This is a genomic window from Streptomyces sp. NPDC048506 (genome assembly GCF_040651315.1).
Taxonomy (GTDB): Bacteria; Actinomycetota; Actinomycetes; order Streptomycetales; family Streptomycetaceae; genus Streptomyces.
In genome coordinates, this window is the sequence record NZ_JBEZIX010000055.1 from 23,865 (window position 1) to 47,409 (window position 23,545).

Annotated in this window: 15 protein-coding genes and 1 pseudogene; 13 read left to right on the plus strand and 3 right to left on the minus strand. The window is 74.2% G+C overall.

All coding sequences use genetic code 11. The annotated features are described in order from the left end of the window. Positions 1-529: 529 nt before the first annotated feature. From AB0C96_RS34395 to AB0C96_RS34425, 7 genes and pseudogenes are all read left to right on the plus strand, one after another. Positions 530-1,903: an MFS transporter gene (locus tag AB0C96_RS34395; RefSeq protein WP_362923026.1), complete on the plus strand. Its 1,374-nt coding sequence runs from the start codon at positions 530-532 to the stop codon at positions 1,901-1,903. 111 nt (positions 1,904-2,014) lie between these two features. Then, a complete protein-coding gene (locus AB0C96_RS34400; RefSeq protein ID WP_362923027.1) occupies positions 2,015-3,331 on the plus strand; it encodes a non-ribosomal peptide synthetase in 1,317 nt (438 codons plus the stop codon). Between the two features lie 144 nt (positions 3,332-3,475). Next, a complete protein-coding gene (locus AB0C96_RS34405; RefSeq protein ID WP_362923029.1) occupies positions 3,476-6,670 on the plus strand; it encodes an amino acid adenylation domain-containing protein in 3,195 nt (1,064 codons plus the stop codon). After that, positions 6,670-8,571, plus strand: coding sequence for a non-ribosomal peptide synthetase (locus tag AB0C96_RS34410; protein WP_362923030.1), 1,902 nt, complete (start codon positions 6,670-6,672; stop codon positions 8,569-8,571). Before AB0C96_RS34405 ends, AB0C96_RS34410 begins: the two co-directional genes overlap by 1 nt. A 1-nt stretch (position 8,572) precedes the next feature. Beyond that, the gene (locus tag AB0C96_RS34415) at positions 8,573-10,576 is read left to right on the plus strand and encodes a non-ribosomal peptide synthetase (protein ID WP_362923032.1); all 2,004 of its coding nucleotides are present in this window, start codon (positions 8,573-8,575) and stop codon (positions 10,574-10,576) included. Further along, the gene (locus AB0C96_RS34420) at positions 10,566-13,448 is read left to right on the plus strand and encodes a condensation domain-containing protein (protein WP_362923033.1); all 2,883 of its coding nucleotides are present in this window, start codon (positions 10,566-10,568) and stop codon (positions 13,446-13,448) included. The genes AB0C96_RS34415 and AB0C96_RS34420 overlap by 11 nt, the downstream gene beginning before the upstream one ends. 177 nt (positions 13,449-13,625) lie before the next feature. Beyond that, positions 13,626-14,015 (plus strand): annotated as a pseudogene (locus tag AB0C96_RS34425) (ATP-binding protein); the annotation flags it as partial. Positions 14,016-14,069: 54 nt separating this feature from the next. On the opposite strand, the gene AB0C96_RS34430 reads toward AB0C96_RS34425, so the two are convergent. Continuing rightward, entirely contained in the window at positions 14,070-15,044 is a 975-nt protein-coding gene (locus tag AB0C96_RS34430) for an AsnC family transcriptional regulator (RefSeq protein WP_362923035.1), read from the minus strand. Between the two features lie 141 nt (positions 15,045-15,185). Here AB0C96_RS34430 and AB0C96_RS34435 point away from each other — a divergent pair, with 141 nt between their 5' ends. Then, positions 15,186-16,061: an NAD(P)H-binding protein gene (locus tag AB0C96_RS34435; protein ID WP_362923037.1), complete on the plus strand. Its 876-nt coding sequence runs from the start codon at positions 15,186-15,188 to the stop codon at positions 16,059-16,061. A 33-nt stretch (positions 16,062-16,094) separates the two neighbouring features. Here AB0C96_RS34435 and AB0C96_RS34440 read toward each other — a convergent pair whose 3' ends face one another. Then, positions 16,095-17,117: a squalene/phytoene synthase family protein gene (locus AB0C96_RS34440; protein ID WP_362923038.1), complete on the minus strand. Its 1,023-nt coding sequence runs from the start codon at positions 17,115-17,117 to the stop codon at positions 16,095-16,097. Between the two features lie 164 nt (positions 17,118-17,281). Between AB0C96_RS34440 and AB0C96_RS34445 the strand changes: the two genes are divergently transcribed. The 5 genes from AB0C96_RS34445 (at position 17,282) to AB0C96_RS34465 (ending at position 21,398) form a co-directional block, all read left to right on the plus strand. Continuing rightward, positions 17,282-18,931 (plus strand): APC family permease, encoded by a 1,650-nt coding sequence (locus AB0C96_RS34445; protein WP_362923040.1) that lies wholly within the window; start codon positions 17,282-17,284, stop codon positions 18,929-18,931. Between the two features lie 66 nt (positions 18,932-18,997). After that, positions 18,998-19,195 (plus strand): hypothetical protein, encoded by a 198-nt coding sequence (locus AB0C96_RS34450; RefSeq protein ID WP_362923042.1) that lies wholly within the window; start codon positions 18,998-19,000, stop codon positions 19,193-19,195. Between the two features lie 58 nt (positions 19,196-19,253). Beyond that, on the plus strand, positions 19,254-19,865 hold the full coding sequence (locus tag AB0C96_RS34455) for a hypothetical protein (protein WP_362923044.1): 612 nt from the start codon (positions 19,254-19,256) through the stop codon (positions 19,863-19,865). A 197-nt stretch (positions 19,866-20,062) separates the two neighbouring features. Beyond that, the gene (gene gntA, locus AB0C96_RS34460) at positions 20,063-20,722 is read left to right on the plus strand and encodes a guanitoxin biosynthesis heme-dependent pre-guanitoxin N-hydroxylase GntA (RefSeq protein ID WP_362923046.1); all 660 of its coding nucleotides are present in this window, start codon (positions 20,063-20,065) and stop codon (positions 20,720-20,722) included. Positions 20,723-20,753: 31 nt separating this feature from the next. After that, complete coding sequence (locus tag AB0C96_RS34465; RefSeq protein WP_362923048.1) at positions 20,754-21,398, plus strand: methyltransferase domain-containing protein; 645 nt, start codon at positions 20,754-20,756, stop codon at positions 21,396-21,398. Positions 21,399-21,484: 86 nt separating this feature from the next. Here the strand turns inward: AB0C96_RS34465 and AB0C96_RS34470 are convergent, their stop codons facing one another. After that, positions 21,485-23,248 carry a M28 family peptidase gene (locus tag AB0C96_RS34470; protein ID WP_362923049.1) on the minus strand — a complete coding sequence of 588 codons (1,764 nt, stop codon included), beginning with the start codon at positions 23,246-23,248 and terminating at the stop codon, positions 21,485-21,487. Positions 23,249-23,545 lie beyond the last annotated feature (297 nt).

Below are 23,545 nucleotides of genomic sequence, written 5' to 3' on the forward strand. Positions count from 1 at the left end.
ACGGGCCGGGGTTCGGTCAGCCGAGGCGCCGGCAGGGCCGGACCGGACCGGGGATCGCGCCGGACCGGACCGGGGATCGCGCCGGACCGGACCGGGGATCGCGCCGGACTCCACCGTCCCGGCCGGTGTGGTGCGCATCCGGTCGAGCTGCGGGCCGCAGGTGGGGCGGTCGTTCAAGTCGGCGTGCGCGTCGCGAGCCGTCACACGCACCCCGGGCGCAGGGCGGCGTCGGCGGCGATACCACGGCGGGGGCGGCATAGCGGGTGAAGGGAATGGTTCGGTTAATAAAGGGGCAACGATGGCGGTTTTCAGCCAGGGTGCGCACCGGGGCGTCCGGAGTGCGGAGCGCTCATGCGCGATGACCGCCGCTCGCTTGCGACAGGCCGAGGGGCGCCAACTGGCAGCCATCCGTCATCTGCCGCCTTTTGACGGAAAATTTTCGGCTCGCCTGCACAAAAGGTGAAGAAAAGCGACTGAAACTGTGCACTCGGTTTTGACTGCCGATCGGCGGTCCCTGAATGTCATAGTCATGCCCGTCAGACCCCGAGCCGCGGCCAGCGGCCCGCTCCGCACGCGCGACTTCCGTCTGCTGCTCGCCGGAGCCGCGGCCGGACAGTTCGGCGCCCAGGTGACCCTGGTCGCCCTGCCCCTCGTAGCGGTACTCCAACTCAACGCCCCCGCCTTTCAGGTGGGTCTTCTCACGGCCGCCGAGACCGCCGCGTTCCTGCTGGTCGGGCTGCCCGCGGGCGCCTGGGTCGACCGGATGCGGAAGCTGCCGCTGCTGATCCGGGCCGACCTGGTGCGGGCCGTGGCGATGGCGAGCATCCCGCTGGCCGCCGTGGCCGATGTGCTGACGATGGCCCAGTTGTACGCCGTCGCTTTGGTCACCGGTGTGGCGACGGTCTTCTTCGACGTGGCCCACCAGAGCTTCCTGCCCCAACTGCTGCCCAAGGAACAGCTCGTCGCGGGCAATGGAGCGCTGGAGACCATCCGCTCCTCGGCGCAGGTCGCCGGCCCGGGGATCGGCGGCGGTCTCGTGCAGTGGCTCGGGGCGCCCCTCGCCATCGTGGCCGATGCGATCGGCTACACGGTCTCCGCCCTGCTCCTGTGGCGCATCAAGCACCCGGAGAGCCGCCCACCGCGCGTACCGGGTGCCGCGCTGCGCACGGACATCGCGGAGGGCCTGCGGTTCGTGTTCGGCCACCGCCTGCTGCGGGTGATCGCGGCCGCGACCGCGCTGGCCAACCTCTTCTCCGCCATGCTGATGGCCACTCAGGCCGTCTTCCTGGTCCGGGTGCTCGGCCTGCCGCCGGGCGCGGTCGGCCTGGTGCTGGCCGCCGCCGCGGTCGGCGGGCTGGCCGGTGCGCTGTGTGCGGGCGCGCTCGCCGCCCGCGTCGGCCAGGCCCGGATCATCTGGCTGTCCACACTGGTCGCCGGGCCCTTCGCGTTGCTGTGGCCGCTGTCCGGCCGCGGCGCGGGCGCCGCGCTGTTCGCGATCGGCTCCGGCGTGGTCTTCTTCGGAGCGGTCGTCTACAACGTCGCCCAGGTGAGCTTCCGCCAGGTGTTGTGCCCGCCCAGGTTGCTGGGGCGGATGAACGCCACCCTGCGGTTCGTGATGTGGGGCACCCTGCCTCTCGGCGCCCTGGCCGGCGGTGCGCTGGCCGACGCGTTCGGGGCGCGCGTGGCGCTGACGTGGTGCGCGGTGGGATTCCTGGTCGTACCGGTGCCGCTGCTGCTGTCCCCGCTGCGCCGGATGCGGGACCTCCCGGTCACCGCGGGCGACGGGGACACCGAACTGCCGCTCACCGTCCCGGACCACGGACGGCCGGACGCCGCCACGGATGCGGACCACGCCCCCGCGCACATCGACGGCGAGCCGACCGGCCCCGCCGCCCGCGGCTGAGGCGTACCGGAGACTTCCGCTCACACCGGGCCCGCGCCCGCCTTCCCCCACTCACCGACCCCGCCGAGCCCTCTCCCGGCCGCGCGGTCGGCAACGACAGAGAGGCCTTGAGTGCTCAGCATCACGAGCCAGTACCTGGACCGCTATCGCCGGTTGGACGACGGCGCCGGGGTCCCGACCCTGCTGCCCGTCACCGGCGCCCAGCGTCGCTTCGTGCTGGTGCGGGCCATGGATCCGGCCGGGCGGCCCGACCTCGTGCCGATGTTCTTCTCCTTCCCGCGCGGCACGGTCGACACCCGGCGTCTCGCCGCGGCCGCGCGGCACCTCGCCGCGCTGCACCCCGTGCTGCGCGCCCGGCCGGCGGTGCTGCGCGGCACTCCGGTGCTCCGGCTGGAGCAGCCGGAGGTGCCGGTGGTGGAGGTGCCCTGTGCACCCGGCGAGGACGCGGCCGACGCCCTGCGGCGGGCGCTGAACGACTGGACGCCACAAGGTCCGCCGCTTCGACTGTTTCTGACGTCGAGTCAGCACGACGACGGGGACGACGGGGACGACAGGCACGAGGTGCTCGCGGTGGTTCTGGACCACACCGCGTGCGACGGCAGCTCGTTGGCGCGGATCGTCGAGGAGCTGGGCACCGCCTATGCCGCCGCGAGCACGGTCGAAGGCCCGTCGCCGACCGATGTCGCCGCCGAACTGGACGCCTATCGGGAGGCCGTACTGCTCCAGCTGGACGACGAGGCGCGGGCGGGCTCACCGGCGGCGCTGGAGTACTGGGGCGACCGGCTCCGCGCGGTCCGGGAACGCGCCCCGCTGCCCGCCCCCCAGGCCCCCTCCGCCGACCGGCTGCCGAGCGGCTCGGCCGAGCTGCGGATCCCCGCGCCGGAGGGCGGGGCGTCCTTCCCCCAGCTGCTGGACGCCTGCCGGGCGGCCGCGGCGGTGCTGTACGGGCGGGGCCATGTGGTGCCGCTCGGCTATCCCTGGGGCGGACGGCCTCCGGGTGCCGCACCGGTACTCGGCTGCTTCCTCAACACGGTGGTCTTCCCCACCGCGACGGGGCCGGCGGCCGCCGCCCCGGAGGAGACCGCGGGGGCCTGGTGGGACGACCTGGACCGGGCCGGCACCCCCTTCGACGAGGTGGTGCACGCCGCCCGGACCGCCGGCTCCGGCTGGGCCGGCCGGCTCGACGGCCTGCTGACCGTCGACGACGCCCGGCGGCGCGCCCCGCTCCGACTGGGTGGGGTGACCGGCCAGGAGGTCCATATCGACGGCAGGCCGGTGCGCGGACCCTTCGCGGTGTCCGTCACCCAAGGGCCCGAACTCCACCTGCGCATGGTGTGGGACCGCGCGGTGCACTCCGACGACACCGCGGAGGACGCCTTCGCCGCGCTCACCGGCGCCCTGCGTGCCCCGGCTCCGACAGCCGGCTGACGCACCGGCCCGCCTCGGGCCCACCACCGCACACCCTTGAACACACCGGACCGGCCGCGCGATCCGCGGCCGGTCCGCACGCCCGCGGCCGGCCGACCACGCCCGCCGCGCTCATCCGACCCGACGACCCATCAGGGACAGCCCATGCTTCCGCTCTCCTCCTCACAGGAGATCGTCTGGCTGCACGAACAGGTGCAACCGGGCAGCCGCGCCTACAACTTCACCGCCGCACTCGATCTGTGGGGCACCCTCGACCCCGAGGCCCTGCACCACGCGCTCGCCGCCGCCCTCGACCGGCACCCCGGACTGCGGCTGGAGCTCGTCGCCGTCCCCGGCGCGATGCCCGGCCAGCGGGTCGCCGACGGCTGCCGGCCGCGACTGCGGACCGTCGATCTCAGCGGCGCCGCTGACGCGGAGGCCGCGTACCAGGAGCTGCTGCGCACCGAGGCCGAGACGCCGCTCGACACCTTCGAGGCGCCGCTGCTGCGCTGGACCCTGGTCCGGCTGGCCGAGGACCGGCACCGCCTCATCCACGTCGAACACCACCTGATCCACGACGGCCACTCGTTCGCGATCCTGCTGCGGGACGTCTTCACCGTCTACCGGGCCCGCGTCCTGGGCGAGCCGGTGGAACTGCCCACGGTGTCCTCGTACGCCGACCACGTCCGGGCCCGGGTCGAGCACGACGCCGCCGACGAGGCGGAACGGCAGGAGAGCCTTGCGTTCTGGGCCGGTGAGCTGCGGGACATGTCCTACGACATGCCGCTGCCCGGGCTGACCCGGCCCGGTTCCCGGCGCCGGCACCACGGTGGCCAGCTGCGCCAGTCGATCGGCGCGGACCTGGCCGAACGCCTGCGGGAGCACGCCCGTTCGCGCGGTCTGACCCCGTTCGCCGCGCTCCTGGGGCTCTTCGCCGAGCTGCTCCGCCGGCACAGCGGCCGCTCGCAGATGGTCATCGGCACCGCGGTCGGCAACCGCCCCCGCGGATTCGAGGACGCGGTGGGCATGTTCGTGAACACCATTCCGCTGGCGCTGCACCTGGACCCGGCCGCACCGGCCGAGGAGTCCATGGACGAGGTGACCGACACCCTGATCCGCGCCCTGCCGCACCAGGAGGTGCCGGTCCAGGAGCTGACCCGCGCACTCGGCCTGCACACCTCCGGCGCGGACAATCCGCTGTTCAGCGTCATGTTCAGCGCACACGACGCCCAGCTCCCGGAGATCGACGTACCCGGCCTGGACATCACCCTGTTCGAGGGCTTCAACACCGGGACCACCCGCTTCGACCTGGACGTGGTGCTGCTGCCCGACGACCGGCGCGGCGTCAGCCTCCGACACGGCGCCCCCGGCATGACCCTGGTCTGGGACTACGACGCCGACCTGCTCGGCGAGGACGTGGCGAAGCTGCTCGCCGGACGGTTCCTGGACCTGCTGCGCGGCTACCTCGACGCCCCCGGCACCGCCCTCGCCGAGCTGGCGCCGCCGCCCGCCCCCACCACCGCGCTCCCCGCGCCCCGGGCGACCGACCGCGACCCGCTCGACCCCGCCGCAGCCCATGACCCGGCGCTCCCGGCACTGCTCGTCGGCGCCCGCCGGATCACCTACGGCGACCTCGACGCGCAGGTGGCCTCGCTCGCCGGGCGGCTGCGGGCGGCGGGCGTGACGGCCGGTCAGCCGGTGGCCGCCGTACTGCCGCGCGGCGCCGACTCCGTCGTGGCCCTGCTGGCGTGTCTGCGCACCGGCGCGGTGTACTGTCCGCTCTCGCCGTCCGACCCGCCGGCCCGTCTGGAGCTGCTGCTGGACCGGCTGGCCCCGGCCCTCGTCCTCACCCCCGCGGGCACCGGCGCGGCGGCCACCGCGGTGCCCGCCGGTCTGCCGGCCGCCCCGGTCGACGCCGCGGTGCTGCCCGCGGCCCGTGCGGCGGAGGTGGTGCCCGGAGCCTCGTACATCATCCACACCTCGGGCTCGACGGGCATACCCAAGGCGGTCGCCGTCGGACGGGCGGCGCTGGAGAACCATCTGACCGGTGTGGCCGAGCGGTTCGAGCTGGCCCAGGGCGACCGGGTGCTGCTCTTCGCCCAGCCCTCGTTCGACGTGGCCCTGGAAGAGGTGCTGCCGTCGCTCCACGCCGGCGCGTGCCTGGTGGTTCCGGAAGAGGAGGTGCCCACCGGGTCGGAGGTGGCCGCCCTGCTGTCCGCCGCCCGCGTCACCGTGGCGAACCTGCCGACCAGTTACTTCCTCGCCACCCGCGAGGAGCTCCGCCCCGCGCTCCGCGACGGCCGGTGGGCGCCACGGCTGCTGGTCCTCGGCGGGGAGCGCCTCCCGGCCGATGTGCTGCGCACGTTCCTGGCCGACACCGACGCCACCGTGCTCAACGTCTACGGCGTGACGGAAGCCGCCATCAGCACCACCGTCCACGAGATCACCCGGGACGGCCTCGCCGACGGCGCGGAGATCCCGCTCGGCAGCGAGCTGCCCGGCGAACGGATCCACGTCCTGGACGACTGCCACCGCCCGCTGCCGGACGGCGCGGTCGGCGAACTCGCCATCGCCGGCGCCGGGCTCGCCGAGGGGTACGTCGGCAATACCGAGACCACCGCGGCGCGGTTCATCACCGTCGGGGCCCTCGGCGACGAGCGGGTCTACCTCACCGGTGACCTCGGCTATCGGGGGCGCGACGGGCTGCTGTACTTCCTGGGGCGCCGGGACAACCAGATCAAGCTGCGCGGGTACCGCATCGAGCTGGAAGAGGTGGAGGCCGCGGCCTCGGCGGTGCTCGGCGGCCGGTCCTGCGCCGTCGTCCTGGACCGCGAGGCACCCGGCGGCCCCCGGCTCGTCGGCTTCCTGGAGGACACCGGCCACGAGACGGAGTGGGACGAGCAGGCGCTGCACACGGAGTTGAGCCGGCGGCTGCCGGCCGCGCTGGTCCCCGCGCGCTGGGCGCGCCTGGGCACGCTGCCGCGGCTGGCCGGCGGCAAGCCGGACCGGGTGGCGCTGTCCGGTCGCGCCACCGCGCTGGAGCCGGCCGCACCCGTGACTGCGGCAGAGGAGGCCGACCGCACCGGAGCGGTGTCCGACGACCCGCTGACCGCGCTGCTCGCCGACGGCTGGCACGAGGTGCTGGGCCACCGCGGATTCGACGCGGCCTCGCACTTCTTCCACGTCGGTGGCCATTCGCTGCTCGCCGCGCAGTTGGCCGCCTGGCTGGAGCCACGGCTGGGCCACCGCCCGCCGCTGCGACTGCTGTTCCAGAACCCGGTGCTCGTCGACCAGGCCGCCGCCCTCGCCGCCGTCGCCGTGCCCGTTCCCGCCGGTACGACCCCCCTGACGGAGGCGTGATGTTCCAGCCCGAGACCTCCCCCGCCCCGCGGGACGCCGCGCTCAGCATCGTCCACGGCGCGGCGCCCGCCGCCGGCGCCCCGACCGGCCTGCTCGCCCGCTTCACGGAGTGGACCACCCGCTCTCCCGAGGCCCCCGCCGTGCTCGACGGGGCTCACACCTGGACGTACCGGGACATCGACACCGCTGCCGACGAGGTGGCGGACGCGCTGCGCGGTCGGGTCCGGCCCGGGGACCTGGTCGGCGTCTGCCTCGACCGTTCCGCGGCGCTCGTGGTGAGCGCGGTCGCGCTGGCCCGACTCGGCGCCGTCTACCTGCCGCTGGGCCCGCAGCCCGGTGAACGCCGCGTCCAGGCCGTCACCGAGGACCTCGACGTGGTCTGCCTGATCGGCGAGCCGGGGCTGCTGCCGGCCCGTTACCGGACGGCCGAGCAGGTGGTGTTGCCGCTGCCCTCCGCGGGGGCCAACGCGCCCGTCGAGGCCGTGGCGGCGTTCGCCGAGCCGGCCGACGGCGCGCGGTCCGCGCCGGCCGGGGCCTTCTACGCCGTGCTGACCTCCGGTTCCACCGGCCGCCCCAAGGCGGTCGCGGTCGCCGAGGCCGCGCTGGCCACCCTGCTCGACTGGTACCGGACCGAGTCCGGCCTGGCCCCGGGGGACCGGCACTCCCTGCTCATCGGCGTCGCGTTCGACCCGCACCTGTTGGAGCTGTGGGCCGGGTTGTCGTCCGGGGCGGCCCTGGTGCCGGCGCCGGACGACGTCCGCTGGGACTCCGACGTGCTCACCGACTGGTGGCGTACGGCGGCGGTGACGGTGGGGGTCGCGGCGACGCCGATGGTCGAGCCGCTGCTGGACCGGCCCTGGCCAGCTGACCTGACGCTGCGTCACCTCTTCGTCGGCGGCGACCGGATGCGCCGCCGCCCCGGCGCCGATGTGACCACGACCGTCCACAACGCCTACGGGCCGGCCGAGGCCACCGTTCTCGCCACCACCCATCCGATGCGCGGCACGGACGGCGCGGCGGGCGAGGAGGGCGCGCCGCCCATCGGACGGCCGGTGCCGGGCGTGACCGTCGTCGTCACCGACCCGGACGGCCGACCGGTCGCCCGCGGAACGGAGGGCGAACTGCGTCTGGGCGGCGCGGGTCTGGCGCTCGGATACCTGGACCCCGAGCTGACCGCGCAGCGCTTCGCCGCACCGCCCGAGGGCGTCGCCCGGCCGGGCGTGGACCGCCTGTACCGCACCGGCGACCGGGTGCGGATGCGGGACGACGGCCGGCTGGAGTTCCTCGGCCGGCTCGACGACCAGGTGAAGATCAGCGGAGTGCGAATCGAACCGGCGGAGGTGGAGGCCGCGTTCGAGCAGGACCCGGCGGTGCGCAGCGCGGTCGTCGTCGCACCGCGCACCCCGGACGGCCGGGCCCGTCTCGTGGCGTACGTACGGCCCACCGCCGACGCCGCGCCCACCGCGGACGGGTTGCTGCCGGGGGTGCGTGCCTGGCTGCCGGAGCAGGCCGTGCCGTCGGACGTGCGGATCGTCGGCTCCTTCCCGCTGGACGCCAACGGGAAGGTGGACCGGCGCGAGCTGCTGCGCCGGGCAACCGAGGTGGGCGGCGAGGACGGCTCCGCCGCGCCGGGCGACGGCGGGGCCGACGCGGCCACCCCCGGCGAGCGGCTGGTGCTCGACATCGTGCGTGATCTGCTGGCCCGTCCCGAGACCACCCTGGCGGACAACTTCACCGCCGCGGGCGGCACATCGCTCGTCGCCGCCCGGCTGCTCGCCGCCATCCAGCGGGAGAGCGGGGTACGGCTGCGCGCCCCGGAGCTGCTGCGGCAGACCGACCTGCGGGCCGTGGCGGCGCTGGTCGACGCCCGGTGCGCGGCCCTGAACCCGGCAGGAGCCTGAGATGACCACCCCAAGCCCGCACTCCCGCGACACCCGGAAGGAAGGGCCCGTGCCCACCGAACACCGCCAGCCGAGCGCGCCCGCCCCCTCCGGCGCCCGCGCCGCGTCCGCCGCTCCGTCGGTCGCCCCAGGTATGCGCCCGGGGCCCGCGGCCGGCCTGCCGGCCCTCGTGGCCTGGCACGCCCAACAGGCCCCGAACGCCCTGGCGGTGGCGGACGGCGACCTCACGCTGACCTATGCCCAGCTGGACTCGGTCGCCCGGGCCCTCGCCGGATACCTGGAGCGGCACGGGGTCCGGCGCGGCGATGCGGTGGCGCTGCTGATGGCCCGTTCGGCCCGCACGGTCGTGGCCCAGCTGGCGCTGTGGCGGGCCGGCGCGGTGTGCGTCCCGCTCGACCCGGCGCATCCGCGTCCCCGTACCGAGGCGCTGGCCGCGGACGCCCAGGTGACGTTGACCGTCGGGGACGGCAAGCTGTTGGAGTCCACTGCCCCGGCCGGCGCGGTGCTCGCCGTGCCCGACGATCTGCTGGCCGATGGGCTGCTGGCGGAGGAGACGGAAGCGGACGAGGCGTCGGCCGGCGGATCACAGGCCGACCGGGCACCGGTCGACGCCGTCCCCGCGTCCGGTCGTGAACTCGACCCGGACGCGGCCGCGTTCATCATGTTCACCTCGGGGTCCACCGGCCGGCCCAAGGGCGTGGAGATCACCCACCGGGCCGTCGCCGAGCTGGTCACCGACCCCGCGTACTTCACCCTGACCTCCCGTGACCGGGTCCTGTTCCACTCGCCGATGACCTTCGACGCCTCGACGTTCGAGGTGTGGAGCGCGCTGGCCAACGGCGCGGCGGTGGTGGTGTGCACCGTGGAGCGGCCCTCGCTGGAGGACCTGGCCCAGCAGGCGGAGCGCCATGGCGTCACCGTGGCGTTCTTCACCACCGCGCTCTTCCACCAACTGGCGGTGCGCCGGTCCCGGCTGTTCGCCCTGCTGCGCACGGTGGTGGTGGGCGGGGAGGCGATGGCCGCCCACCACGCGCGGGAGGTCCTCCGGGCGTTCCCGTGGCTGGAGTTGGTCAACGGCTACGGCCCCACGGAGACCACCACGTTCGCCACCACCCACCTGGTCACCGACGCGGACTGCGACGGGCAGGTGCCGATCGGCCGACCGATCGCGGGTGCCACGGCGCACGTCCTGGACGACGCCGGACGGCCGGTGGCGGACGGCGAGCGCGGCGAGCTGTGGGTCGGCGGCAGCCGGCTGGCGCTGGGCTACACCGGGCGCCCGGAGCTGACCGCCGAGCGCTTCGTCCCGTACCCGGAGTGGGGCCGGCTCTACCGCACCGGCGACATCGTCTCGCGGCGCCCGGACGGCGTGCTGGAGTACCACGGGCGCACGGACGACCAGGTGAAGGTGCGCGGGTTCCGGATCGAGCCCGGTGAGGTCGAACACGCCCTGCGGGAGCAGCCGGAGGTGGCCGACGCCGCCGTCGCCGTGCACCGCCCCGCGCCCGACGACGCCCGTCTGATCGCGTTCGTCGTCGCCGCGCCCGGACCGGTGCCCCGGCCGGCCGCGCTGCGGGACCGGCTGGCCGCGGTCCTGCCGGCGCATCTGGTGCCCGACGAGCTGACCGTCGTCGAGGAGCTGCCGCTCACGCCGTCCGGCAAGGTGGACCGCCGTGCGTTGACGGACGCGGTCACCGTGGGCGGCGCCGCCGCCCCCGCCGCGCCGCTGACGCCGCTGGAGCAGGCGGTGGCCGAGTTGTGGAGCCGCTCCCTGGGCCGCGAGGTGACCCGTCCGGACGCCGAGTTCCTCGCCCTGGGCGGTCACTCCCTGCTGGCCCTCGCCGTCACCGACGACCTGCGCGAGGAGCTGGGCGTGGAGCTGACGCTCGCCGACTTCTTCACCGCCCCCACGGTGGCGGACCAGGCCGCCCTGGTCGAGCGGGCGCTGCTCGCCGCCCACCACGATCTGCACCCGCACGCCCCGGAGGACACCGATGGCCACTGACCGCACCACCGCCCCGGCCCTCCAGGAAGAGCTGCTGCGCCGGGCCCGCACCCGCGCCGCCCGCCCGGCGCCCCGTCCGGAGGCCGCCCACCACGGCCCGGCGCCGCTCTCCCATGCCCAGCGCCGCATGTGGCTGATGGACCGGCTCGGTCAGGGCGACGCGTCGTACCACGTGCCGTTCGCCACCCGGCTGCGCGGTCCGCTCGATGTGGAGGCACTGGCCGCCGCGCTGACCTCGCTGGTGCGTCGGCACGAGATCCTGCGCACCCGCTACGGGCAGCGCGACGGCGAGCCGTACCAGGAAGTGTGTGCGGCGCCCGAGGCGATCGCGGTGCCGGTGTTGCCGGCGGGTGTGGACGAGGCGCAGGACCCGCTGGTGGCGGAGGCGCGGCGGCCGTTCGACCTGTCCGTCGGGACGCTGCCCCGCGCCCTGGTCCTGCGGCACGCCGCACAGGACCACACGGTTCTGATGACGTTCCATCACATATCCATCGACGGACCGTCGTTGGAGGCCGTCGCGGCGGAGCTCGGCACGCTCTACGCCGCCGCCACCGCACCGGACGCGGCGGCCGGCCCGCGGCGCCCGGAGCCGCCGCAGTACGCGGAGTTCGCACGGCATGAGCAGCGGGCCGCGGACCGTCTCGACGCGGGGGTGCGGCACTGGGCCGGCCTCCTCGAAGACGCCGCTCCCCCGCGGCTGCCCCGCCCGGTGTCACCGCCCGCCGACGCCGGCTCCCGGCCCGCCGGCACGCACCTCACACCGCTGGACCCCGAGGTGCCGACGGCCCTGCGCGAACTGGGCCGCCGGCACCGGGCCACGGTGTTCACCGTCGCGCTCGCCGCGGCCTTCGCCGCGCTGCACCGCCTCACCGGACAGGACGACCTGGTCATCGGCGTCGCCGGCACGCACCGGCAGGGCGCGGCCATGCGCGGCCTGGTCGGGCTGTGCGTCAACACCCTCCCGCTGCGCGTCGACACCTCCGGCGATCCGCGCTTCAGCACGCTGCTGGAGCGGGTGCGGGACGCGCTGTTCGACGCCCAGCGGTACCGCGAGGCACCGTTCGACCTGATCCTGGAGCGGCTCGGTGCCGCCGCCCGCGGTGCGGACGGGACGGCACTGGTACGGGTGACCGCCGACGTCCTCGGTGCGCCGACCGTGCTGGAGCTCCCGGGGACGGTGGGCGAACACCTCGATGTCGGCGTCGGGGAGGCCAAGTTCGACCTCTCCTTCGGCCTGCTGGACAGCGAGCGGCCGGCCGGTCTCGTGCAGTACCGCCGGGCCGCGCTGGACGAGAAGGCGGCGGCCGGCCTCGGCGCGGGCTACGCCGCGCTGCTCGCCGCGGTGGCGCAGGACCCCGACCTCCGGCTGTCCCAACTGCCCGGTGCGGCAACGGAATCCGCGGAGGAGCCCGATCGGCACCCGGCCGAGGCGCTGCTGTGCGCGCACCCTGAGGTCTCGGAGGCCGCGGTGGTGGCGGCGCCCGGTGGCCCGCAGCTCGCCTTCGCGGTCCTCCGCGACGGCTTCGGCCCGGCGCCCGCCGGTCTGCGGGCGTATCTGCGGGCGGGGCTGGCGGCGGATCTGGTACCGGCCGCGGTCACCCTGGTGGACGCGCTCCCCCGGACCTCCGACGGGGCCGTCGACCCGGCGCGGCTGCCCGGAATGCCGTCCGTCCCCGCGCCGGACGGGCCCCGGGCCGAGGCGGTACGGGACGGGTTCGCGGCGCTGCTGGGCCGCACCCCCGCCCCGGACGACGACTTCTTCGCCCTCGGCGGCCACTCGCTGATCGCGGTCCAGCTCGCCGAGCGGCTGCGGCGGGCGCTGACCCTGCCGCTGACCGGTCTGGACATCATGCAGGCCCGTACCCCGCGCGCGGTCACCGCGCTGTTGGACGTCCGGGCCGCGGAGCGTGCCGCGGCGCCCGTGGCGCGTCCCGCCGGACCGCGCCGAGCACGGCCCGGCACGGTCCTGGTCACCGGCGCCACCGGTGGGGTGGGCGCCTTCGTGCTGCGCGAACTCGCCGCCCAGGGGCGACCCGTACTGGCCCTGGCCCGCCCCGAATCCGCCCACCTGGTCGCCGCGGACGGCGTGGACGTCATCGAGGGCGATCTCACCGACCCGGACGGTCTGCGCACCGCCGTGGCCGATGCGGACGCCGTCATCCACGCCGCCTGCACCTTCACCCACCCCGAGGCCGACGTGGCGGCGATGGAGGCGATGGCCGGGGCCTGGTCGCGCGGCCCGTTCGTCTTCGTCAGCAGTGTGGACGCCTACGGCCACCCCGCCGACGGAACGGTGGCGGAGGAGTCCAGCTCGTGCGCTCCGCTCAGCCCCTACGGCCGGGCGAAGCTCGACTGCGAGCGGCTGCTGCTGCGGGCCGCCGGTACCGGGGGCCGGGGCGGTGCCAGCGCGGTCCGCTCCCCGCTGGTCTGGGGGCCGCACGACCGGCTGCGCGACCAGCTGCGGTGGGGCGCCACCGGCCTGCTCTACCAGGCCGTCCGGGAGGGTCGGCCGCTCGCCCTGCCGCGGCCGGGCGCCCGCGGTCACGCGTGGTACGGCGCGGCCTGGGTGCACGCCGCGGCACTGGCCCGCGCGGTGGTCTCGTGCCTGGACACCCCGGTGCACGGTGTGGCCAACGCCGTCAGCGGGCACGTCGGCTGGCAGGACCTCGCCGTCGACCTGGCCCAACTGCTGGGAACCGACGGCGGGTTCGAGGAGACGGACGAGGTCAATCCGGACCTCGACCACCACTGGCACTACCAGGCCGACCGGCTGGCCCGGCCGCTGGGTGCCCGCCCGGGTGAGGACCGGCGCTCGGTACTGGCGGCCATGCTCACCCCGTCGGGTCGTGCCGCGGATCTGCCCGGCCGGTAGGCCGATCCACCGGCTCGACGAATTAACGCTGGGTGACCGGGGTAGGAGCAGCTGCGACCGGGAGGAGGCCACGGCACAGCAGGTCAAGGCCGTGGCCCTACCTCTTCCACCAACGATCGGAAGAAAGGGATTTGACTCTCCGTGAGCTGAATCCGGCCCGAAAACGAGGTGAACCTCATGCGCAGCACCACGGCGCCGCACCGTGGCTCGACACCGTCCGCGCAGCTGGTGACGCTGGACCGTTGCCCCCGGGCGGCAGTCGTCGCCCGGGACGTCGCCCTCCGTTTCCTGGCGGGCTTCCGCCCGCCGGTGGATGCGCACACCGCCGATGTCGTGGTGCTCGTCGTCAGCGAGCTCGTCACGAACGCGGTGCGGCACGCTCGCGGTCCCTCGTGTTCCCTGCGGCTCTCCGTCTTCGGCGATGCCGTCGCGGTGGCCGTGGGCGACTCCTGTCCCGCGCCGCCGGTGGCGCGCTGTCCGGACATCGACGGTGACGGCGGGGGCTTCGGCTGGCCCATGGTGCAGCACCTCGCGATCGCCACCTCCGTGTGCCCGATGCCGCAGGGCAAGACCGTGCACGCACTGCTGCCGTTCCGCCGGCACGAGCAGCGGGAGCCGCGCTCAGCGCACGACGGGCAGGTGGCCGGCGGCCCTTTTGAGGGTGCGGATGACGGGCGCCGTCTCGACGGACCGGACGGCGTCGAGCGCGGCCACGCGTTCGGTGAGGTAGCGGCACAGGTCGTCGGCGTCACGGCAGTTGACGGCGGCGACGAGGTTGCTGGGACCGGTCGTCATGGCGGCGAAGGAGACCTCGGGGTGGCCGGCGAGTGCCCGTGCGGCGTCGGCGAGGCCGGCGGGCTCCACAGACATCCACAGCCGTGCCTCGGTGGGGAAGCCGAGCACTGCCGGTGAGATGTCGACGGTGTAGGTGATGACGCCCGTCGACCGCAGGACGTCCAGGCGTCGTCTGACCGTGGAGTCCGCACCGCCCGCGGCAGCGGCGAGCTCGGTGTAGCTGGTCCGTCCGTCGCGGGCGAGGACTTCCAGCACCGCCCGGTCCTGGGCGTCGAGGACGACCGGCTCTCCGGGCGGGGACACCGGCGACGGGCGCAGGCGTCGGACCTGTTCCGAGGAGAGCCGTGCGGCACCGGCCCAGCCGTCGGGGAGGACGGTGGCACGCATCACGAGATGTGCGGAGACCGCGGTGATCCGGCCGGTGCGCGGGAGCTTGTGGAGCAGCAGGGCGTCGCGGTCGGCGTCGGTCGGGGTCTGGACGTTGCAGGAGATCTCCGTTCCGCCCGAGAGCAGGTGCACATAGGAGGTGTCGGGCCGGGCGGCGAGCGCGGCGGCGAGGGGTCCGGCCGCGTCCGGGGTGCACTGCAACCGGAGGGTCCAGGAGGTGTGGCCGAGCCGGACGCCGTTGACCACTCCGACGACCCGGAGCACGCCGGACGACCGCAGCCGGCGGTAGCGGCGGGCGACGGTGTTCTCCGACACGCCGAGCACGTCGGCGACGGCCCGGAACGGCACCCGCCCGTCGATCTGAAGGGCGTGCACCAGCCCACGGTCGACCACATCCAGAGCGACGGAATCCATCACACCAGCCTATTCCATGACGGTTTTCCACATCCATCGCTCAATGGGTGGCGTTTCCGCCCCGTCACGGTGATCGTGGCTGCGCGCCTCGGCGGCGGAGGTACCGGCGCCGGTACGGGCGCGCAGGCAAGGAGAGCTTCGATGACTGCCACGAGCACGATCCTGGTCACGGGGGCGACCGGAAACGTGGGCCGGCAGGTGGTGTCCCACCTCATGGCCGTGCACGGCGGCGCGGTGCGGGCGCTGACCCGCAACCCCGCCACGGCCGGGCTTCCGGACGGAGTCGACGTGCGGCAGGGGGACTTGGCCGACTCCGGTGCCCTGGAGACGGCGGCGCAGGGCGCGGACGCCGTGTTCCTGATGTGGCCCTTCCACGACGACGCCCCGGCCGCCACCGTCGTGAACGCCCTCAAGCGGTGTGTCGGCCAGGTCGTGTTCCTGTCGTCCGGCGCCGTCCTGGACGGGATCGTGCCCGAGCGACAGCCGCACCCGGTGGGCCGTTCCCACGCGGCCGTGGAGCGGCTCATCGAGCGGTCCGGACTGCGGTGGACCCACCTCCGCCCGAGCACCTTCGCCGCCAACACCGTGTGGTGGGCGGACCAGATCCGGGTCGGCGACGTGGTGCAGGGCGCCTACGGAGCCGTACCCATGGCCCTCCTCCATGAGGCGGACATCGCCGCCGTGGCCGTGCGGGCGCTCACCGAAAGCGGCCACGACCGCGCGGTCCACGTCCTGACCGGCCCCGAAGTCCTCACCCAGGCCGAGCAGGTGCGCACCATCGGCGAGGTGTTGGGACGCCCGGTGCGCTGGCAGGAGTTGTCCCGGGAGGCAGCCCGTCAGCGGCTGCTGGCCGACCCGGAGTTCCCCGACACCTTCGTCGACCCCCTTCTCGACGGCTACGCCGCCATGCTCGCCGCCCCTCCCACGGCCACCACCGACACGGTCGAGTCGGTCACCGGCAGGCCGGCACGCACCTTCCGCACCTGGGTCGGTGACCACGCCGCGGACTTCGGCTGACGCACCGGACGGGTCAAGGGTCTCCCCGGGGCGTCAGCCCCGCCTGGTGGCGGTGGCCACGCCGTCGTCCGCCCCACCCTCGCGCCCGGGGTGCTGCACCGCCTCCCGCTGCCCGCGGGCCGCGCGGTACTCCCGCGCCAGGATCCGGAGCGCGGCGGCGATCGGCGGCCGGGTGGCCCCGCGCAGCAGCGCCGGCCCCTTGTTCTCGACGGCGCGCAGCCGGTGTTCCTGGAGGGTGAGCAGCGCGCGGATGAGCGGCCGGTGGGGCGGAGCGACGAGCTCGGTGAGCGGGTGGGACGCGGCCAACCCGCCCCGGACCAGGGGGGCTTGATGGTGCACCAGGTCGCGGAAGGCGGAGTCGACGCCGGGCGTGGCGGGGCCGGCGGCCGGACCGCGCCCGGTCGGTTCGTTCGGGTCGAACAGGTCGCTGCGCGTCAGGCCGTGCCGGGCGAGCGCGTCCTCCGGAATGCCGAGCCGTCCGTCGGACAGGTCCTCGGCGATGTCGTCCAGGAAGTCGAGGCGCTGGGACGCCTCGATGAACGTACGGCAGCCGGCGACGTAGTCGGCCGTCGGGGTCGACGGTGCGAGCAGACAGGCGATCAGCATGAAACCGGGCAGCGAGTAGGTGTCGATGTAGTGCTGGAAGTCGGCCTCCGTGGCGAACCCCTCGCAGTGCACCTCGGACGGCGCGCCGGCCAGGAACTCCCTTACACAGCCCTCCAGTTGCGGGTGTCGCGCGACGGTGTGCCGCAAGGTGCGCAACAGCGGCTGGTCGGCCGGGCCGCCGTCGAGGGCGGCCCGCACCTGCTGGTCCCACGCGGCGAGCGCCGCGATCCGCTCGGACACCGGCCCCCGGTCGATGCGGTCGTCGGTGAGGTGCATGAAGGCGGTCGCGGCGATGACGTCGGGGACGAGGGGCGCGGGGAGGAGCAGGCGCACCGCGGTGTACTCGGCACGGGCGTAGCGCGCCACCAAGCGGCGCTGCTCGCCGTAGTCGTGCCGCAGTGCGGGATCCGTGATCCCCGCCCGGTCGAGTGTGCTGGTCCAGGTGGCCATGCGTCCCGCTCCCCTCGTCGTCGCCGGTGACGAGCCTAGATCACCACGGGTACCGGTAGCGCGGGCACGGGCGGCGAGCGCCGGTGACCGCGGGTGGCCGTCCGGCGGGCGACATGCGGGCACCGCTCCGACGGGCCACGATGGTGCCGGGAGTGATTGCGTCTGTGACCGAGACCAACGCCGTACGGAACGGGGGCGCCCCAGGAGCCGGGCACCTGCGTAGGGCGGTCGGGTTCTGGGGCCTGATGTTCATCTCGCTGGGGTCGATCATCGGCTCCGGCTGGCTGCTGGGCGCGCTGACCACCGCCGTGATCGCCGGTCCCGCCTCGATGGTCTCCTGGGTCCTCGCGTCGGCGATGCTGGCCGTGCTGGCACTGGCCCACGCCGAGCTGGGTGCCACGTACCCGATCGCCGGCGGCACCGCCCGGTTCCCGTTCTTCGCCTTCGGCCCGCTGGTCGGCTTCACGGCCGGCTGGATGTCCTGGCTGCGGTCGGCGCTGATCTCGCCGATCGAGGTCGAGGCCACCCTCTCGTACTCGGACCGCATCGGCTGGGTCCACGACCGGGTCCACATCCTGAATGCCAACGGCACCCTCACCACCGCCGGCCTGGTGATCGCGACCGGCTTCATGCTGCTGTTCACCGTCATCAACGTCCTCGGCGTGCGGTTGCTGTCCGCGACCAACTCGTTCACCGCCGTGCTGAAGACGGCGGTACCGCTGCTGACCGTCGTGGTCCTGATGGCCCTGTCCTTCCACGGCGAGAACTTCACCGCGGGCGGCGGTTTCGCCCCGCACGGTGCGCACGGCGTCTTCGCGGCGCTGCCGGCCGGTGTGGTGTTCGCGCTGCTGGGCTTCGAGCAGGCGATCCAGCTGGCCGGGGAGGCCCGCGACCCGCAGCGGGACGTCTCCCGTGCGGTGATCGTGGCCATGGCGGTGGGCACCCTGCTCTACCTGCTGCTCCAGGTCGCGTTCATCGCCGCGCTGGATCCCGGGGCGCTGGCGCACGGCTGGGACAACCCGGTCGGCAAGGGCAACTTCGGGCCGTACGCCACCCTCGCGACCGCCGTCGGCGCCGCGTGGCTGGCGACCGTCCTCTACGCCGACGCCGTCATCTCCCCGGCGGGCACCGGCCTGGTCTACATGGCCGGCGCGGCCCGCCTGTCGTACGCCATGGGCCGTGAGCGGGTGCTGCCCCGCCCCCTCGCCCGGGTGGGCCGCCGCCGCGTTCCGGTCCTGTCCATCCTCCTCGCGTTCGTCGTCGGCGAGCTCGCCTTCCTGCCGTTCCCCAGCTGGCAGGCGCTGGTGGGCCTGGTCACCTCGGCGGCGGCGATCATGTACGCCTTCGCCCCGGTGGCGCTGCACGCCCTGCGCCTCCGCGACGGGGGCCGGGCCCGCCCGTACCGACTGCCGGCCTGGTCGGTGCTGGCGCCGGCAGGTTTCGTCTTCGCCAACCTGATCTTCTACTGGTCCGGCTACGAGGCGGGCTGGAAGCTCGCCGTCGCCGCGGCCCTCGGCTTCGTCGTCCTGGCCCTCACCCGGCGCGGGGTCCCCACGGCCTACCGCGCGGCGCTGCGGTGGCGCTGCGCCGCCTGGATCTGGCCCTGGCTGGGCGGCCTGGTCCTGATCGGCCGCTTCGGCCGCTACGGCGGCACCCAGGCCCTCCCCAGCTGGTGGGACCTGGTGATCGTGATCGTCTTCAGCCTCGCCGTGCACTATGCGGCGGTGCGCCTGGCGATGCCCGCCGCGGCGGTGGGTGCCGCCGTCGAGGGCGAGGAGGAGGGGGAGTCCGTGCCCGGGTCGGCGCAGCGGTGAGGTGGTTGCGACCGGCCCTGCCGTGACTCTCCGCAAGCACGCCCCGTTGTTCCGATCATGAGTGACATGGATGACCGGCTGTTGGGCCTGGTGGATGGTGTGGTCGATGCCGACGAGGAGCGTCTGCCGCTGCTGACGCTCCGTGAGGCGCGGGCGGCGGTGGAACTGCTCAACCTCCTGAGCTCGCGCGACGCCGAGGGGGCGTTCGCCGCCCGGCACCTGGCCGCGAATCTCGCGCGTCGATTGCCGCGCACGACCGAGTAGGCGTCGCGTCCCGGTCCGCGCGTCGCCCGGCGCGGGCGTCGCCATAGGGTGGTCTCCCATGGGGACGGACATCGACGGCGCGATCGAGAGCCGCCGGTCCGGCGGGGGCTGGGTGATCGAGGCCGATCTGCTGGACTTCCGGCTGGGGCGGGACCGTGCGGCGTGGGACTGCCTCTTCGGCATGGGCGGGGAGTGTGACGTGGAGCGTCCGCTCTTCGCCGACCGGGGGTTGCCGGCCGATGTCTCGGAACCGGTCCGCGAGACCGGGGTCGGCGACTTCCAGCACGGCCACACGTACGCGACCTGGGCCGAGGTGGCCGCGGTCGACTGGGACGCACCGCTCGCCGACGGCCCCGCCTGGTCCTGGGCGGGCGTCTGGCGGCCGGGCGGGGACGGGGAGCCGGTGCTGACCGACGTCGTCCCTGCGACGCCCGACCTGGGCGAGGCGGCGGCCGAGGCCTTCGGTGGGGACATGCTCCTGGCGCCGTCGCAGTGGCCGCCGGGCGGTGCGGTGCGGCTGGACGGGGTGGAGTACCGGCCGGTGGTGCTCACGACGCGGATGATCGCGCCGCCCGACCACGGGCATTGGGCGCCGGTCTGGGCGGCCATGCGGGCGGCCGCCGCGGAGTGCGGGGACGAGAACGTGCGCCTGGTCGTCTGGTTCGGGTGACGGCGGCCGGTTCGGGTGCGGACGGGTGGTTCGGATGAGGGCGGCCCCCGTGACGCCGCTACGGCTCGGCGTCGGGCGTGATCGGTATCCGGCCCAGCCTTGACGAAACGGCAGTGCTCGATCTTCACTGCCATGGTCCCCCAGCACGGCCAGGGCCCCCACCACGGGCGACGCCCCTCTCACCGAAGGTCACGATCATGACGGTTGACGCCACCGCCGCCACTGAGGTCGGCCAGTTCCTGCTCGGCAACGCCTTTCCCTGTCTGGCCGGTCGTTCGGCCTGGCGCCAGGGCGGTATCGCCCACCATCACTACACATGGTTCGGGGGCGAGGACGCGGCCCGGCAGATGGCGGCCGACCTGCATGCGTACGTGAAGTCGGTGGACTGGGACGCCAAGCCGTTCACCAGCTTCATAGCGACCTTCGCCGGTCCCCTGAACGTGTCGGACACCGAGTTCGAGGAGCTGATGTGGCAGCAGCTTCAGGCGGTGCACGACCATGACAGCCTCACCCACCCCTGGGCCGAGGGCTACGACCCCGACCCGTCGTCCGGCGCGTTCGCGTACAGCGTCGCCGGGCACCCGTTCTTCGTGATCGGGCTGCACGAGACGCACAGCCGCGTCGGTCGCCGTCCCCCCTTCCCGATGCTCGCCTTCAACTCCCACGCCCAGTTCAACCGGATCAAGGCCGCCGGTCAGTGGGACCGGCTACAGGAGAAGATCCGCAAGCAGGACATCGAGCTACAGGGCGACATCAACCCCAACCTCGTCGAGTACGAGAAGCTCTCCGAGGCCCGGCGCTACTCGGGAAGCCGTAAGCCGGCCGACTGGAAGTGCCCGTTCAGCGCCCGGGTCTGAGCGCGCACCCGCCCCGTGCGATGCTGGGCCCATGTCCAACGCACGGGATCACGACCGGGTGCGGCGGAGCTACGACGCCGTCGCCGAGGAGTACCGCCGGCGCATCGGCGGTGAGCTCGCGGACAAGCCGCTGGACCGCGCCCTGCTCGCCGCACTCGTCGAACAGAACGAGCCGGGCGCGCCGTTGGCGGACCTGGGCTGCGGGCCCGGGCACGTCGCGGCGTGGCTCGCGGAGCGGGGGGTCCGCCCGGTCGGGGTGGACGTCTCCCCGGAGATGGTCGCGCTGGCCCGCCGGGCACACCCCGGGGCGGAGTTCCGCGAGGGCGACCTCCTCGATCTGCCCGCCGAGGACGGCGAGTTCGGCGCGGCCGTCGCGCTCTACTCCGTCATCCACCTCCACCCCGCGGAGCTGCGGCCCGCGTTCGCCGAGATGCACCGCGTGCTACGGCCGTCCGCGCTGCTCCTGCTCGCCTTCCACCTCGGCACCGAGGTCCGGCACCTCACCGAGTGGTGGGGCCACGAGGTCGACGTCGACTTCCGTTTCTTCGAGGACGACACCGTCATCGAGCCACTGCGGGCCGCGGGATTCGCCGTGGAGGCGCGGATGGAGCGCACACACTACCCGCAGGAGGCCGAGACCCGCCGCGGGTACGTCCTGGCCCGTCGGCTCCCGTAGGTCCCCTCGCGCGGGTGCGTGCCCGGAGGGGCACCTGTCGGCACGGATGCCTGTTGCGGTGCCCCTCCGGGCAGTTGGGGGTGCGGTCAGCCGAGGTGCAGCGCCGCGTCGTCGAGGACGAAGCTGGTCTGGAGGCTGGCGTCCTCGGTGGCGGTGAAGGTCAGGGTGATCTGCTGGCCGAGGTAGCGGGTCAGGTCGAGGGTGTGCTGGGTGTAGCCGTTGCCGGCGTCGGTGTTGGAGAGGGTCGTCAGGGAGGTGTTGCCCACCTTGACGCGGAAGGTGTCGTAGGCGGTCCGGTCGGTTTCGTCGGTGTCGATGTGCAGCCAGTAGGTCAGGGTGGCCTTGCTGCATCCGGAGGGCACGGTCACGGTCTGGCTGAGGGTGTCGGTGGCGGTGGAGCCGTAGCCGCCGAGCCAGGCGAAGCTGCTGCCGCCGTGCGCGGACCGGCCGGAGTGGGCGCCGATCGTGCCGGTGTCACCCGTCCAGGGTGCGGTGCCGTTCTCGAATCCGCCGTTGGCGAGGAGCTGTTGGCCGGTGCAGGCCCCGGTCCCCTTGACCGTCAGGGTGAAGGTCGTGGTGTGGGTGACGGTTCCGGTGCCTGTGAGCGTGAGCGGATAGCTGCCGGGGGCGGTGGTCGGTGTGGTGGTGACGGTCAGGGTGGAGCTGTTGCCCGAGGTCACCGAGGCCGGGCTGAAGGAGACGGTCACACCGGCCGGGGCTCCGGAGGCCGCCAGCTGCACGGTCTGGGCGGCGCCCTTGGTGGTGGCCGTGGACACCGTGCCGGTGGCCGATCCGCCCGGATCGACGCCGCCGGAGCCCGGAGTGACGGCCAGTGAGAAATCGTTTGCCGGGGTGGAGTTGGCGACAGCGAGCTTCCAGAGGGTGTAGGCGATGCCGTCCACGCTGCGGTTCAGTCCGGTGCCGTTGATGTTGGCGGTGGTGTCGCAGGACTGGTGGTAGCAGGAGTCGTAGGCGCGGTTGGCGGTGCCGCCCCACTTGGTCGCCTGTGCGGAGGTCTTCCGGGCACCGGCCCCCATCGCGTAACCGGAGGTCGGGATGCCGGCCTGCTCGAAGGAGTAGTCGTCGGAGCGGCCGGCGCCCTCGGTGTTCTCCTCCGGCTGGAGGTTGAGCGAGTCCCAGTACGCCTTCATCGGCTGGGCGGCGGTGGAGTCGAGGTGGTTGATGAAGTAGCCGCCGTTGGTCGAGGCGATCATGTCGAAGTTGTAGTAGGCCTTGATCCTCGCGCGCTCGGTGGCGGACAGGGACCTGACGTAGAAGTCCGAGCCGTTGAGGCCCTGTTCCTCGTCGGTCCACCAGCCGAACCGGACCCGGGCGGCCATGTCGGGGTTCTGCTGGGCGAGGGTGAGCGCCGTCTCCAGCAGGGCTGCCGAGCCGGACCCGTTGTCGTTGATGCCCGGCCCGGCACCGACGCTGTCGAGGTGGGAGCCGAACATGTACACCGTGCCGGTGTCGCCCTTGGGCCATTCGGCGATCAGGTTGGGGCCGGCTCCGGTGGCACAGCCGGAGGTGCAGGGCTGTTCGGTGACCGTGTAACCGGCCGCTTGGAGCTTGTTCTTGACGTAGGCGACGGAGTCCCGGTAGCCCTGGCCGCTGGATTTGCGGGTGCCGCCGTTGCGGGTCGCGATGTCGTTCAGCGCGGTGAGGTGTGCCTGGACCTTGGCCACGTCGATGTCCGGTGCGTCGCCGGCCGCGACGGCGGCGACGGGGTGCGGGTGGGTGGCCGGCGCCACCTGCGGCAGGGCCGCGACCGTGGGGGCCGCGCCGAGCAGGGCCGCTGCGAGGGTGACGGCGAGGGATGCACCGGCCACCGCGAGTCTTCGTATCACCATGGCTCCTTGAGGGGGTAGCGAGTTCTCCTGAGGGAGGTTCTGGTGGAACGCCGGGCCGGGACCGCGCCTCGTCGTCCTGCCGGTCAAACGGGTGGGGGTGGTGCACGGCAGGAGGGTCGGATGTCCGCGAGCGAGGGGCATGTCCATGACCAGGCCGCCGTACCATCACATCGCGACCGGCCCGGCGTCAACGGATGTCCCTGCGGGAAACGGTGTTTGTCGGAAAATGGCAGTCGCCGCCCGATATCCGGGCACGCTGCGGGCATGGGGCGCCGGCAGTCTCCTCCTGCGACCACA